Source organism: Massilia sp. IC2-278 (assembly GCF_020708045.1).
In the GTDB taxonomy this organism is placed as follows: domain Bacteria; phylum Pseudomonadota; class Gammaproteobacteria; order Burkholderiales; family Burkholderiaceae_D; genus Telluria.
In genome coordinates this window covers 122,110-135,690 of sequence record NZ_JAJFES010000007.1, presented here as the reverse complement: position 1 = coordinate 135,690, position 13,581 = coordinate 122,110, and the positions used below count along the sequence as shown (strand labels likewise).

The 13,581-nt window shown below is 65.8% G+C and carries 11 protein-coding genes; 4 read left to right on the top strand and 7 right to left on the bottom strand.

Annotated features, from left to right (window positions below; genetic code table 11):
• Positions 1 to 47: 47 nt before the first annotated feature.
• Positions 48 to 998 carry a methionyl-tRNA formyltransferase gene (gene fmt / locus LK540_RS15370; protein ID WP_229438178.1) on the bottom strand — a complete coding sequence of 317 codons (951 nt, stop codon included), beginning with the start codon at positions 996 to 998 and terminating at the stop codon, positions 48 to 50.
• A 10-nt stretch (positions 999 to 1,008) separates the two neighbouring features.
• A complete protein-coding gene (gene def, locus LK540_RS15365; RefSeq protein ID WP_229438177.1) occupies positions 1,009 to 1,551 on the bottom strand; it encodes a peptide deformylase in 543 nt (180 codons plus the stop codon).
• A 314-nt stretch (positions 1,552 to 1,865) separates the two neighbouring features.
• Here def and LK540_RS15360 point away from each other — a divergent pair, with 314 nt between their 5' ends.
• The 3 genes from LK540_RS15360 to LK540_RS15350 all read left to right on the top strand — a co-directional run bounded on the left by LK540_RS15360 (position 1,866) and on the right by LK540_RS15350 (position 4,750).
• Complete coding sequence (locus LK540_RS15360; protein ID WP_229438176.1) at positions 1,866 to 2,963, top strand: LysM peptidoglycan-binding domain-containing protein; 1,098 nt, start codon at positions 1,866 to 1,868, stop codon at positions 2,961 to 2,963.
• A 7-nt stretch (positions 2,964 to 2,970) separates the two neighbouring features.
• On the top strand, positions 2,971 to 4,113 hold the full coding sequence (gene dprA, locus LK540_RS15355; protein ID WP_229438175.1) for a DNA-processing protein DprA: 1,143 nt from the start codon (positions 2,971 to 2,973) through the stop codon (positions 4,111 to 4,113).
• Between the two features lie 172 nt (positions 4,114 to 4,285).
• Complete coding sequence (locus LK540_RS15350) at positions 4,286 to 4,750, top strand: DUF494 family protein (protein ID WP_229438174.1); 465 nt, start codon at positions 4,286 to 4,288, stop codon at positions 4,748 to 4,750.
• A gap of 69 nt (positions 4,751 to 4,819) precedes the next feature.
• Here the strand turns inward: LK540_RS15350 and LK540_RS15345 are convergent, their stop codons facing one another.
• The 3 genes from LK540_RS15345 to LK540_RS15335 all read right to left on the bottom strand — a co-directional run bounded on the left by LK540_RS15345 (position 4,820) and on the right by LK540_RS15335 (position 6,432).
• Complete coding sequence (locus LK540_RS15345; RefSeq protein ID WP_229438173.1) at positions 4,820 to 5,245, bottom strand: organic hydroperoxide resistance protein; 426 nt, start codon at positions 5,243 to 5,245, stop codon at positions 4,820 to 4,822.
• 139 nt (positions 5,246 to 5,384) lie between these two features.
• Positions 5,385 to 5,846 (bottom strand): MarR family winged helix-turn-helix transcriptional regulator, encoded by a 462-nt coding sequence (locus LK540_RS15340; RefSeq protein ID WP_229438171.1) that lies wholly within the window; start codon positions 5,844 to 5,846, stop codon positions 5,385 to 5,387.
• A 91-nt stretch (positions 5,847 to 5,937) separates the two neighbouring features.
• On the bottom strand, positions 5,938 to 6,432 hold the full coding sequence (locus LK540_RS15335) for a hypothetical protein (RefSeq protein WP_229438170.1): 495 nt from the start codon (positions 6,430 to 6,432) through the stop codon (positions 5,938 to 5,940).
• A gap of 346 nt (positions 6,433 to 6,778) precedes the next feature.
• Between LK540_RS15335 and LK540_RS15330 the strand changes: the two genes are divergently transcribed.
• A complete protein-coding gene (locus tag LK540_RS15330; RefSeq protein ID WP_229438169.1) occupies positions 6,779 to 9,412 on the top strand; it encodes a DNA topoisomerase III in 2,634 nt (877 codons plus the stop codon).
• Positions 9,413 to 9,778: 366 nt separating this feature from the next.
• Here LK540_RS15330 and LK540_RS15325 read toward each other — a convergent pair whose 3' ends face one another.
• A complete protein-coding gene (locus tag LK540_RS15325; RefSeq protein ID WP_229438168.1) occupies positions 9,779 to 9,976 on the bottom strand; it encodes an addiction module protein in 198 nt (65 codons plus the stop codon).
• A gap of 52 nt (positions 9,977 to 10,028) precedes the next feature.
• Positions 10,029 to 13,580, bottom strand: a complete 3,552-nt coding sequence (locus LK540_RS15320) for a hypothetical protein (RefSeq protein WP_229438167.1) — start codon at positions 13,578 to 13,580, stop codon at positions 10,029 to 10,031.
• Between the last annotated feature and the right edge of the window lies 1 nt (position 13,581).

The following is a 13,581-nucleotide window of genomic DNA, read 5'->3' as shown; positions in this document are numbered from 1 at the left end:
GCCCACCCTACGTCGGCATCACATCCGCACGATACGCACGATGCGCATCAAACGAACATCTGCCCTTCAAGCGAAAAGCTCTTCAGGAACTCCGCCGCCGGCAAACGCTTGCCGCCCGGCTTTTGCAACTCCAACAGACGAAGCGCACCTTCGCCGCAGGCAACCACGATGCCATCCTGCGCACTTGCCGACAGCACCTTGCCCGCCGGCCCGGAACCCTCGGCCAGCTGCGCGTTCCAGATCTTGATCACCGTCCCATTCACCGTGCCTTGCGCCGCAGGGAAGGGATTGAAAGCCCGCACCTTGCGCCACAAGTCCAGCGCCGGCAGCGCAAAGTCCAGTTTCGCTTCTTCCTTGGCGATCTTGGCAGCATAGGTCACGCCCGCTTCCGGCTGCGGCGTCGAGGCCAGTTCGCCGCGTTCCATGCGGCGCAGCGCCTCGACGATCATCGTGCCGCCCAGCGCCGCCAGCTTGTCGTGCAAGCTGCCGGTGGTGTCCGCATCCTCGATGGCCACGCGCTCGATCAGCATCATCGGCCCGGTATCGAGTCCTTCTTCCATGCCCATGATGGTCACGCCGGTTTCCAGGTCGCCGCTTTCGATCGCGCGGTGGATCGGCGCGGCGCCGCGCCAGCGTGGCAGCAGGGAGCCGTGGATATTGATGCAAGGCGCGATGTCGAGCGTGCTGCGCGGCAGGATCAGCCCATAGGCTGCCACCACCATCACGTCATAATCGAGCGAGCTCAAGCGAGCGTGGGCTTCGGACGCCTCCAGCGCGCGCTGCGGGTCCTTGCTGTCCATGCGCAGCGACAGCGGCTGCGCCACCGCGATGCCGTGCTCGAGCGCCACTTGCTTTACGGCGGACGCCTGCAGCTGCATGCCGCGCCCGGCCGGGCGGTCGGGCTGGGTCAGCACCAGGGGAATCTCGAAGCCGGCAGCGATCAATTGACGCAGGCCGACAGCGGCAAACTCCGGCGTGCCGGCGAAAACGACTTTCATGCGCGGCGCCTCAGTGGCGGCGGCCGGCGGCGCGCAGCGAAGCTTCGCGTTCCATGCCGCGCTCTTCCTTCTGCAGCTTGGCCTTGATGCGGTTGCGCTTCAGCGGCGACAGGTATTCCACGAAGACCTTGCCCATCAGGTGATCCATTTCGTGCTGGATGCAGACTGCCAGCAAGCCTTCGCATTCCATCTCGAAAAATGCGCCTTTCGCATCCTGGGCGCGCACCTTCACGCGCGCCGGACGCTCGACGCCGTCGTAGATGCCCGGCACCGACAGGCAGCCTTCGTCGTAGACCTGCTTTTCTTCGCTGGCCCAGGTGATTTCCGGGTTGACGAAGACCAGCAGCTGGTCGTGGGTTTCCGAGACGTCGATCACGACCACGCGCTCGTGCACGTCGATCTGGGTCGCGGCCAGGCCGACACCCGGCGCGTCGTACATGGTTTCGGCCATGTCGGCCACCAGCGTGGCAAGACGCTCGCCGAATTCGCTCACCGGCTGGGCAATCTTATGCAGGCGTGGGTCGGGATAGCGCAGGATAGTCAGGAGGGCCATAAGAGGGTAAGGGGTAACAGTTGAATAAGGATTAAGGGATGCGGGCGGCAAAGCACGACGCACCGGCAAAAATAAGCGGCGCACGGGCAGGAATGCAACACGGTCCCCCGGAAGCACGCCGGCACGGCACGCGGTTTATCTTGCTAGTTCAAGGATTTATGGGCAGAATTTGATTCAGTTCGGCAACTCTTCGCAATCCGCCTGGCGGTCGGGGAGGGATCAGCCGTGTTGTCTCTTGCGCCGCGGCTGTCCGGGTTGACGGGCGCAGCCAGTGTCAAATTCCGTCTCAATGCCGCACTTTACGGACGTCTTCAATGAAAAATTTTAGCACAGTCGTGACCCGCGCTGCAGCGGCGGTGCTCGTCGCGTGTGTCGTGGCGGGCCCCGTCCAGGCAGCCGAATGCGCCTTCAAGCCGAATGCCCCCGACCAGCATCGCGTCGTCAAGGGCGATACCCTGTGGGATATTTCCGGCACCTTCCTCGAACACCCCTGGTGCTGGCCCCAGGTCTGGGGCATGAACCGCGACGAGATCCGCAATCCGCACTGGATCTATCCGGGCCAGATCGTCTACTTCGACCGCAAGACCGGGCGCCTGTCGCTGAACAAACCGGGCGAGGGCGACGGCCGCGGCGAGCCGCCGGTGCTGCGCCTGTCGCCGCAGGTGCGCAGCGCGGGCCTGGAAAACGACGCGATCCAGTCGATCCCGGCCGGCGTCATCGAGCCTTACCTGACCCAGCCCCTGATCATCGAGAAAAACCAGCTGGCAAGCGCGCCGCGCATTGCGGCGTCGGAAGAAAACCGTGTCTACCTCGGCGCCGGCGACCGCCTGTATGTGCGCGGGGAACTGAACGGCGCCACCAGTTTCCAGGTGTTCCGCCCGGGCGGCGCCTTGCGCGACCCGCAGACCGGCGCCGTGCTGGCGCACGAGGCCACCTACGTCGGCACCGTGTCGCTGGTCAAGGCGGCCACGCCCGGTGTCGACGTGCACACCTTCACGGTATCGAGCTCGGTCAGCGAAATGGGTGTCGGCGACCGCCTGGTGCCGGCGCCGCCGCCGGCCGTGCGCAACTACGTGCCGCATGCGCCGCAGCGCCCGGTCGATGCGCGCGTGATGTCGATCTATTCGGGCGTGACCCACGCCGGACAGAGCCAGGTCGTGACTGTCAATCGTGGTTCGATTGATGGACTCGACGTCGGCGCCGTTTTGCAGCTCTATCATTTCGGGAAGACGGTGCCGGACCCGGAAGGCCGCAGGGGCTTCCTCGGAATCGGCAGGTCGAAGATCAAGCTTCCCGATGAGCAGTATGGCAGCCTGTTCATCTTCCGAGTGTTCGGGCGCGTTTCCTACGGCCTGATCATGCAAGTAACGGCGCCGGTGGAAGTCGGCGACGTGGCGAAATCACCGGAGTAAATCCACCGTGCAGGACACGGACCCCACCACCGCCAGCCGCAGCGACCATCGCAGCGCCGAACGCATTGCGCACCTCTCCGACTGGCTGCGCCTCGAACAGGCGAACGGGGTCGGGATCCGCGGCGCGCACATCCTGCTGCGCGCCTTCGGTTCGCCGCGCGCCATTTTCGCTGCCGGGTATGCGGCGCTGGCTGCGCATGTACCGGCGTCCGCCGCACGCGCCTTGTGCGAACCGCCATCCGCCGCATTCATGGAATTGCGCGATGCCACGCTGGCCTGGCTCGACCACCCCGCGCATGCGCTGGTCGTCCTGGGCGAACCGGACTACCCGGACGGACTCGCCCACATTCCCGACCCACCCTTACTCCTCTATATTAGAGGGCGCCGCGAATTGCTGGCGCGGCCGGCGCTGGCGATTGTCGGCGCCCGCAATGCCACGAGCCAGGGCAAGGCCAACGCCGGCAGTTTCGCGGCGAGCCTGTCGCGCGCGGGCGTCTGCATCGTGTCGGGGCTGGCGCTGGGCATCGACGGCGCCGCGCACGAAGGCGCGCTGCAAGGCAGCGGTTCGACGATCGCCGTGGTCGGCACCGGCGCCGATTTATCCTATCCCACGCGCCACCGCGCACTGGCGGAACGCATTGCGCGCGACGGCTGCATGGTCAGCGAATTCGCACTCGGCACGCCACCCAATCCGGGTAACTTCCCAAGACGCAACCGCATCATCAGCGGGCTGTCGGCCGGCGTGCTGGTGGTCGAAGCGGCGGAAAAATCCGGCTCCCTGATCACGGCGCGCGTGGCAGGCGAACAGGGGCGCGAGGTGTTTGCCTTGCCCGGGTCGATCCACGCGCCGCTCGCCAAGGGTTGCCACAAGCTGATACGCGAAGGTGCGCGCCTGGTGGACTCGGCGAACGACATTCTCGAATCCTTGCGGATCTCGCCACTGGCGCCCGAGCTGGCCGCTCCCATGCCGACCGAGACAAGCTGTCTCGGTCTGCTCGGCCACCTGGGTCACGGGCCGGTCGACATCGACACGCTGCTGCTGCGTTCGGGCAGCACGGTCGGCGCCCTCAGCCTGGAATTGCTGGCGCTGGAAATGGCCGGTTTGCTCGAGCGCCTGCCGGGCGGAAAGGTGCAACGCGTGGTGGCATGAATGCGTTCTTGAATATGCGCATTGGCATGTCCGATAGGAACGCAAACTCGACAATTGGTCAGACAGCTATACGAACCGATAAGGCCGAAAAACGACGAATTTCGCGCACGCGATGCCTGCGCGCGCGGCAAGCTTGTGCCCTTGCGAGCTTAGCTGCTACAGTAGCGTCACTATGTTCGACATCCTGGTCTACCTCTACGAGACGTACTATCGTCCCGAAGCCTGCCCCGAGCCGGCTGCACTGGCACGCAAACTCTCCGCCGTCGGCTTCGACGACTTCGAGATCTGCGAGGCCATCGATTGGCTCACGGGTCTTAACGAAATGGCGGCCGAGGAATTGGCCGACGTGGTCGCCTCCACCGGCACCCGCTACTACGTGGACGAGGAATACCTCGAACTCGGCAGCGAAGCGATCGGCTTCATCCAGTTCCTGGAAAGCGCCCGTCTCATCAGCCCGGTGCAGCGCGAAATCATCATCGAGCGCGCACTCGCGGTCGACGAATCGCCGGTCACGCTGAGCAAGCTGAAGATCATCGTCCTGATGCTGATGTGGAGCCAGGGCAAGGAGCCCGACGCATTGATGTTCGACGACTGGTTCGGTTCCGACGACGAACAGGCGCCGCGCCTGCTGCACTGAACCGATACAGCCTGTCTCGCTACCGTATCCTGAACGGCCTGCTTTCCAGCAGGCCGTTTTCTTTGGTGCTTACAAGACGTTCAGGGTCACGTCGATGTTGCCGCGGGTCGCGTTCGAGTAAGGGCAGACGACGTGGGCCTTTTCCACCAGCGCTTGCACGGCCTCGCGCGGCAGGCCCGGAACCGAGATATCGAGTGTCACTTCGATGCCGAAACCGGTAGGGATGGGGCCGATGCCGACATGGCCCTGGACCGTGGTGTCGCCCGGGAGCGCCAGCTTGTCTTTGGCGGCGACAAACTTCATCGCGCCCATGAAGCAGGCCGCATAGCCCGCGGCGAACAATTGCTCGGGATTGGTGCCGGCGCCGCCCGCGCCGCCGAGTTCGCGCGGGGTGGCCAAGGCGATGTCGAGCTGCTGGTCGGACGAGACGGCGCGGCCATCGCGGCCTCCGGTGGCAGTGGCGGTGGCACGGTAAAGAACTTTTTCGACGGACATGTTTTTCTCCAAAGCGTGGTGGACAAGATGCAGCGGCGGACCACGTAACCGTATCGCTGTCGATTAAATCGTGCGCTATCTAATTAGCCACACGCTTGCTGCCGCACCCTGGCTGTCGCTCCGGGTGCAGGGCAGGGTGTTATTCCGTATGTTCGGACAAGCTCGCGCGCAATTGTTCGAGATCGCGCCGGATGGCCTGCAGCTGTTCTGGCTGGCAACCCGTGGCGCAGAACACATTTTCCGGCACGGACTTCGCCTCCTTGCGCAGCGCCCGGCCCTCCGCCGTGAGACGCACCAGCACTTGCCGCTCGTCCTCGACGCCGCGTTCGCGGCTCACCAGCCCGGCCGCCTGCAGCCGCTTGAGCAGGGGCGTGAGCGTGGCCGAATCGAGGAACAGGCGCTCGCCCAGTTCGGACACCGTGAGGCCATCGTCTTCCCACAGCACCAGCATGACCAGGTATTGCGGATAGGTCAGGCCAAGCTCGGCCAGGTGCTTGCGGTAGACCTTGTTCATCGCCAGGTTGGCCGAGTACAGGGCGAAGCACAGCTGGTTGTCGAGCCGGAGGAAAGCGTCCTTGGCAGTGGCGTTCTTGTTCGTCATGTGTCCAATATACATCGCGCAAAATTAGATAGCAAGCGATTTAATTGTGAGGCAGAGAAAAGGGCGGCATGGCCGCCCATGGCCGAGGCGCTTATTTGCCCTTGCCCTTGTCCTTGCTGTAGTCCGACGACGGCTGGTTCGGCTGTCCTCCGCTCTGCGACCCGCTCACGCTCGTCTGCTTCGAGGCTGCCGGTCCGCCGGCCGACTCCTGCGAGCCGGCGCGCTGGTCCTGCTCAAGCCCGCCATAGCCGGACTGCTGCGACATGCCCAGCCGTTCTTCCTCGGCGCGCGCCTGCATGCGCTGGCCCTTCTGGCGTGCGCTCCAGCCGCCGCCCTGGGATGCCACGCCGCGCCCGCGGTCGGGGTCGCCGCCCACGGTCTGTTGCTGGGCGCCGAGCGAGCCCGATTGCGAATTACTGGCCGTACCCTGCTCCGAGTTCGGCGTCCACGACTGCGAGTTCGGCGCCGATGCGGCAACCGCGCCCGGCGCCTTGCCCTGCTGGCTGCCTTCGGCCACCGGCACCATTTTTTCGCGCGAGACGCTGCGCCCGTGTTCGTTCACCATGCCTTTGTGTTTGTGGCTCATGGTCATTTCCTCCCATCAAAACGGCGGCTGGTCGATCCGCCAACAGGGCGATCATGCGCGCACGGCCGCGCCGCTTCTATCGGAATGGTGTCCGATCCCATGTAGGAAAGCGCCCACTTTCATTCGTGCATCGGGCCCGGCCAGGCCGTTGCCGGTACGCCCGGTTTCGGCGCGGCATCTGCTTGCGCTGCACAACAGAGGTGCAGAGTCCACTTGCGAACTGCGCGATAACGCGCTTATCATTGGCCGCTTATTCCAGACTGTTACCATCAAGACACTAGGTTCCGCTTTCGAGCATGTATGATGCGCAGGCCCGACCTCTAATATAAGTACGACGAGAAACCCTATGACCAAAACCCTCATCATCGCCGAGAAGCCCTCCGTCGCGAATGACATCGCCAAGACGCTGGGCGGCTTCACCAAGCACGATGAGTATTTCGAAAACGACGAATACGTCCTGTCGTCGGCTGTCGGCCACCTGCTGGAAATCGCGGTGCCGGAAGAATACGATGTCAAGCGCGGCAAATGGAGCTTCACCCACCTGCCGATGATTCCACCGCACTTCGCGCTGAATCCGATTGCCAAGACCGAGTCGCGCCTGAAAGTGCTGAACAAGCTGATCAAGCGCAAGGACGTCACCACCCTCATCAACGCATGTGACGCCGGGCGCGAAGGGGAACTGATCTTCCGCCTGATCGCGCAGCATGCGAAAGCCAAGCAGCCGGTCAAGCGCCTGTGGCTGCAGTCGATGACGCCGACCGCGATCCGCGAAGGCTTCAAGCAATTGCGCAGCGACCAGGAAATGCTGCCGCTGGCCGACGCCGCGCGCTGCCGCTCGGAAGCCGACTGGCTGATCGGCATCAATGGCACCCGCGCCATGACCGCCTTCAACTCGAAGGAGGGTGGGTTCTACCTGACAACCGTGGGCCGCGTGCAGACGCCGACCCTGTCGATCGTGGTCGAGCGCGAAGAAAAGATCAAGAAGTTCGTCCCGCGCGATTACTGGGAAGTGCGCGCCGAGTTCGTGTGCGCCGCCGGCATCTACGAAGGGCGCTGGCTCGACCAGAAATTCAAGAAGGACGAGAACGATCCGGAAAAGCGCGCCGAGCGCCTGTGGAGCAAGGCCGCCGCCGATTCCATCGCCGCCGCCTGCCGCGGCAAGCAGGGCACGGTCACCGAGGAATCGAAGCCGACCACCTCGATGGCGCCGGCCCTGTTCGACCTGACCAGCCTGCAGCGCGAGGCCAACGGCCGCTTCGGCTTCTCGGCCAAGAACACCCTGGGCCTGGCCCAGGCGCTGTACGAAAAGCACAAGGTGCTGACCTACCCGCGTACCGATTCGCGCCATCTGCCGGAAGACTATGTCGGCACCGTCAAGTCGACCATGGAGTCGCTGGCGGAGAACAACAATTACCACCAGTTCGCCAAGCAGATCAGCAAGAACGGCTGGGTCAAGCCGAACAAGCGCATTTTTGATAACACCAAGATCTCGGACCACTTCGCCATCATCCCGACCGGCGTGGCGCCGAAGAATTTGTCCGAGCCGGAACAGAAGCTGTACGACCTGGTCACGCGCCGCTTCATGGCCGTATTCTTCCCGCCGGCCGAGTTCCTGGTCACGACCCGCTTCACCGAAGTGTCGGGCCACCAGTTCAAGACCGAAGGCAAGGTCATGACCAATCCCGGCTGGCTGGCCATCTACGGCAAGGACACGACCGGCGACGACAAGGACGGCGCCACCCTGGTCCCTGTGGCCAAGGGCGAGAAGGTGCTGACCGAGAAGGTCACGGCGAACGGCCTGGTCACGAAACCGCCTGCGCGCTATTCGGAAGCGACCCTGCTGTCGGCAATGGAAGGCGCCGGCAAGCTGGTCGACTCGGATGAGCTGCGCGACGCCATGGCCGGCAAGGGCCTGGGCACGCCGGCGACGCGCGCCGCCATCATCGAGGGCCTGCTGACCGAGAAATACCTGATCCGCGAAGGCCGCGAGCTGATCCCGACCGCCAAGGCGTCGCAGCTGATGACCCTGCTGCGCGGCCTGGGCGTGAACGAACTCACGGCCCCGGAACTGACCGGCGAATGGGAATACAAGCTGTCGCAGATGGAGAAGGGCAAGATCTCGCGTGAAGAATTCATGCGCGAAATCGCCCAGATGACCCAGATCATCGTCAAGCGCGCCAAGGAATACGACAACGACACGATTCCCGGCGAGTACGCGACGCTGCAGACGCCGTGCCCGAACTGCGCCGGCGTGGTCAAGGAAAACTACCGCCGCTTCGCCTGCACCAAGTGCGACTTCTCGATGAGCAAGACCCCGGGCAGCCGCCAGTTCGAGATCAACGAGGTCGAGGAACTGCTGGCCAACCGCACCATCGGTCCGCTGCAGGGCTTCCGCTCGAAGATGGGCCGTCCGTTCGCGGCGATCCTGCGCATCGTGCGCGACGAGGACATCAACAACTTCAAGCTGGAATTCGATTTCGGCCAGGACGCGGCCGAAGGCGAAGAAGGCGAGGGCGTCGACTTCACCGGCCAGACTCCGCTCGGACCTTGCCCGAAGTGCGCCGGCGGCGTGTACGAGATGGGCCTGGCCTACGTGTGCGAACACCAGGTCGCCAAGCCCAAGACCTGCGACTTCCGCAGCGGCCGCATCATCCTGCAGCAGGAAATCCTGCCCGAGCAGATGGCCAAGCTGCTGAACGACGGCAAGACCGATTTGCTGCCGGGCTTCGTATCGCAGCGCACCCGCCGTCCATTCAAGGCTTACCTGACGCGCGGCAAGGACGGCAAGATCAGCTTCGAGTTCGAGGAGCGCAAGGCCAAGCCGGCGGCCAAGGGCAAGGCGGCCAACGACGACGCGGCCGGTGTCGATGGCGCGGCGGTCGAGACCAAGGTGACGAAGAAGCCGGCGGCCAAGGCGGCGGCGAAAACCGTCGCGGCGAAAAAGCCGGCGGCCAAGCGCGCGACCGCGGCGAAGAAGTAGTTTCGCGTCCGATCGTTGATATCCGGTGACCCATGCGGTCACTGTTGACATCAACGTACGGTGGGCACTCCGTGCCCACGCGGTTACGTGCTTGTCCGGAGCCTGCGGCCGACATGACTCGCTCCGCGGCGCATGAATTGGATGGAAACGCTAACGATGCGCTTTTGGACACGCCGCCGGTATGCCTTATTTTCGATGAATTGAGACGTCGCCGATAATCATCGTTCCGCTTGGGCACAGAGTGCCCACCCTACGGTCAGCGCCGCCGGATATTCCGCCATATCGACCAATTCATATTCTCGAGACGAAAAAAAACCGCGATCTTTACATCGCGGTTTTTTATTATCCGAATATCTTCGACAGCGCTTATTCCTGCCAATCCTGCAGCGCCTTGATCGCCGCTTCGCCATTCCGGATCGCCTTGACGCGGCGTACCACTTCATTGCGCCAGGCTTCGTCGGCATCCTCGTCGGCGCCGTCGACGTCCTTCAATAGCACGCGCAACAGCTCGTTCTTTTCTTCAGCGCTCAGCAGTTGAATTTTTTCGCTAATTTCGGCGACCATGGGCGACATCATAACCTCACTGTGAATAGTGGTTTGGATGATATATCGAGAATCATTCGTTGTCGACAGGAACCATATTATCTGTCGGTTTCTTGTCGATGAGTTTATGGTCGGGATCGATGCCGGCACGTCCCGGTTGCGCGTCGACGATAAAGGATAGCACCAGCGTACGGTCGCGCACCAGCCTCCTGTCGCGTACCAGCGGATTGCCGTCGCGGTCGTCCACGCCGAATTCGATGTAGTCGGCCAGCGGCAGCTGCTGCTCGAGCGCGCCGCCGGTGCGCAGCTTGGCCGCGCTGGCGTGTAGGGTCACTTCGTACTTGCCGTCCGGACGGCGCCGTGCGCTGGCGCTGTCGGCGCGGTTCTCGTACAACACCACCGCCTCGAACAGATCGTGCACCAGGTAAGCCTTGTCGGCCGGCGCCGCCGCACGCAGGTCCGCCACCAGGTCGGCGGCCGTGCCTGTGCCCGCACCCGCATCCGCGCCCGCCTCTGCGCCATACTGCGCCAGGAAATCGCGCAGCACCGCATTCACCCTGTCTTCGCCCAGCTGGTCCTGCAGCAGGTATAGCGCCAGCCCGCCCTTGCGCTGCGCCAGCCAGGGCTCGGTGCCGGCCTGCGCCAGCGGCGCCTCGCGCCCGGTGGCGGTGGCGCGGCCCAGCAGGTAGGCTTGCAGGTCCTGGCGCAGGTAGCGCCGCATCGCGGTCGAGCCCAGGCTGCGGCGCAGCGTCATCAGGGCCGTGTATTCGGCCAGGCCATCGGTCAGCAGCGCATTCGGCGACGTCAATTGCTGGCCCCACCACTGGCGCGCCGTGTTGTACGCGCCCATGTAGAAGGGATAGTCGATCTCGCCGCGCTCGGCGCCGTCGGCGCGTGCGATGAAGGCGCCGTTCTCGGGCAGGGCGATCATGCCGGGGAAGGCGCGCGCCGGGCCGGCGCTGCGCGGCGTTTCCACCAGGCGCAGGTCGTGCAGGCGGTAGGAGCCGAAGGCGCGCGTGCCGTAGTCGAGCGCCGCGCTGGCGCCGCGCACCAGGCGCTCGACGTTCGCTTCCTGGCCGGGTTGGTAGAAGGCGTCGATGGCCACGTCCTGCCAGCGCTCGTGGCGCACCGCATAGCGCGCCGAGGCAATCGCGTAGCGCGCCAGGATGGGCAGTTCGGCGCGGTAGCGGAAGTGGCGGCGCTCGCCGGCGATCCACTCGCGTTCCAGCGCGCCGGGCGCCACCGCGATCTGGTCGACGCTCGTCGTGACCAGTGCCTCGAAACGGATGCGCTGCCCGCCCGCCGCAGCCGCGGGCCGGGCGCGCGGGCCCAGGCCATGGCGGCGGCGGTCGCGTTCGTCGCTCAGTTCCACCGCGGCCTGGTAGCCGATGCGCGGCAGGTCGTCGTCGGTGAGCCAGCTGCCGTTCGCGGCCACCGGCGTGTCGGTGCCGAAGCCGAGCGGCCCGGCCGGCGCGGCGCTCAGCTGGAACGCATAGGCCAGGCGCGCGCCCGGCGCCAGCGGCGTGTCCAGGCGGTAGCGGTAGAAGCCGCGCGCGCGGTCGGCGTCGAGCAGGCGCGCCGGCTGCGACAGGCGCGCGGCCAGGTCGGCGCCGGGGCGCTGGTAGACCACCAGTTCCGACAGCGGCGCGGTGCCGGCGTTTTCCAGCTGGTAGCTGCCGGCTACCGCCAGCATGCGCGTGCGCGGGTGCAGGTCGACGCGCAGCGCCACGTCCGCCAGGCGCGGCTGGGCCAGGGCGGCGAAGCGCCGGTAGCGCGTTTCGTATTCGGCGCGGCGCGCATCCTGGGCGCGCGTGGTCGTGTAGTTCCCGGCCACGTCGAGTTCGTACCACAGCAGCGCGCCGCTGGCGCCGAACAGCAGCACACCGAGGCCGAATGCGGCCAGCACGCCGCGGCTCAGGTTCTGGCGCGCCAGGCGCAGGCGGCTGCCGAATTCGGCGTTCACGCCGCGCGGCCACAGCACCACGGCCAGCACCAGCAGCAGCAGCGCCAGGCTGCCCCAGTACAGCTCGAGCATGCGCTCGCGCTGCAGCTGGTGGCCATAGCCGTTCATGCCAGACCAGGACAGCGGCGGGAAGGCGCCGGACAACAGCACGTGGTCCAGCCCCATTCCCGCGGTCACCATGCCCGCCACGTGCAGCGCCACCAGCAGCGCGTAGCCGACGTATTTGCGGCTGCACAACGCCATCACCGTTACCGACAGCACCGCCAGCACCGCCCATTGCGGCAGCAGGATCGAGAAGGTGCGCAGGTACAGGCCGAATTCGAGCGCGAAGTAGCCGCGCAGAACCTGGCACAGCATCGCGGTCAGCATCGCCAGCGCCAGCAGCAGGGCCTGCATGCCGACCAGGGCCAGGGTCTTCGAGAGCGGCGCCAGCCAGCCCGGCAGGGGCAGGGCGTCGAACAGCTGGGCGCTGCGGGCGTCGCGCTCGCGCCAGACCAGCTGCCCGGCATACAGGGTGGTGACGATCAGCAGGAACAGGGCGAAGCCGTCGCGCACCAGCTCCACCATCTGGCCAGTGACCGGATAGGTGCTGGCGCCGTGCAGGGTGCCGATGCCGAAGCTGCCGGCCACCAGCATCGCCAGGCCGGCCAGGGTGATCAGCACGAAGGGCAGGGTGGCGACCGACTGGCGCAGCTGCAGCCAGGTCTGCTTCGCCAGCAGCAGGGCCAGGCTGCGCCGCGCGAAGTCGGGCCGCTCGCGCGTGGCGGCGGCCTGCGCCGGGCCGGCTGCGGGATCGGTGGCCGTGGCGAGGCTGTCCGCACGCGGCTCGCTGCGGCGGTTTTCCAGCGGGCCGGTGAGGTGCAGGCGCCAGTAGCCGAGCAGCAGCACCGCCAGGCCGAAGCCGCACCAGGCCAGGCGGTTCGCCAGGTACACGCCTTCCAGCAGCACCGGGTGGGCATTGCGTTCGGCGGTGGGCCAGTATTCGGTGAGGGTGACCAGGGCCGTGGTGCCGAAGGGGTCGATCAGGGAGCCGAGCAGCTTGAAGTCGAAGTCGCGCGCCAGCGAGGGCGCTACCGTGTAGCCGACCAGCAGCACGATGCTGGCCACATAGACCGGCAGCATGCGCCGCGTGAGCGCCGCCAGCACGAAGAAGATCGCGCCGAAGATGAAGATGTTCGGCAGCAGCGTGAACAGCCAGGGCAGGAGGTAGGCCGCCAGGCTGGCGCCGCCCAGGCGGTCGGGGTCGATCCCGGGCAGCAGCCGGCCCAGCCAGGCGCCGAGCACGATGCCGCCGAAGACAAAGGCCAGCACCGCCCAGGCCCCGAGGAAGCGCCCGAACACGTAGGCATGCTTGCCGATCGGCGCGCTGAAGAAGAAGGGGTGCATCTCGTGCTCGAAGTCCTGCTGCACCGCGCGCCCCATCACGGCGGCGATCACGACCACGCCGATGCAGCCGAGGAAGGCGCTCGACAGCGCCACCTGGCGCGGCGCGTCGATCAGCACGCGCGCGCCGAAGGCGACCACGGTCTCCTTGAAGGCGCCGCCGGCGGCGGCCGTCCACAGCATGGCCAGCGCCACGAAGACGCCGAAGTAGACCCAGGTCGGCAGCTGGCGCAGGCGCTGCCGGAATTCGAAGCGGGCGATCGCGTACAGCGCGGCCATG

Excerpts from the sequence above, each read along its gene's own strand:
- fmt (WP_229438178.1), bottom strand. The coding sequence starts at position 998 with ATGAAAGTCGTTTTCGCCGGCACGCCGGAGTTTGCCGCTGTCGGCCTG.
- def (WP_229438177.1), bottom strand. The coding sequence starts at position 1,551 with ATGGCCCTCCTGACTATCCTGCGCTATCCCGACCCACGCCTGCATAAG.
- LK540_RS15360 (WP_229438176.1), top strand. The coding sequence starts at position 1,866 with ATGAAAAATTTTAGCACAGTCGTGACCCGCGCTGCAGCGGCGGTGCTC.
- LK540_RS15350 (WP_229438174.1), top strand. The coding sequence starts at position 4,286 with ATGTTCGACATCCTGGTCTACCTCTACGAGACGTACTATCGTCCCGAA.
- LK540_RS15345 (WP_229438173.1), bottom strand. The coding sequence starts at position 5,245 with ATGTCCGTCGAAAAAGTTCTTTACCGTGCCACCGCCACTGCCACCGGA.
- LK540_RS15340 (WP_229438171.1), bottom strand. The coding sequence starts at position 5,846 with ATGACGAACAAGAACGCCACTGCCAAGGACGCTTTCCTCCGGCTCGAC.
- LK540_RS15335 (WP_229438170.1), bottom strand. The coding sequence starts at position 6,432 with ATGAGCCACAAACACAAAGGCATGGTGAACGAACACGGGCGCAGCGTC.
- LK540_RS15330 (WP_229438169.1), top strand. The coding sequence starts at position 6,779 with ATGACCAAAACCCTCATCATCGCCGAGAAGCCCTCCGTCGCGAATGAC.
- LK540_RS15325 (WP_229438168.1), bottom strand. The coding sequence starts at position 9,976 with ATGGTCGCCGAAATTAGCGAAAAAATTCAACTGCTGAGCGCTGAAGAA.
- LK540_RS15320 (WP_229438167.1), bottom strand. The coding sequence starts at position 13,580 with ATGGCCGCGCTGTACGCGATCGCCCGCTTCGAATTCCGGCAGCGCCTG.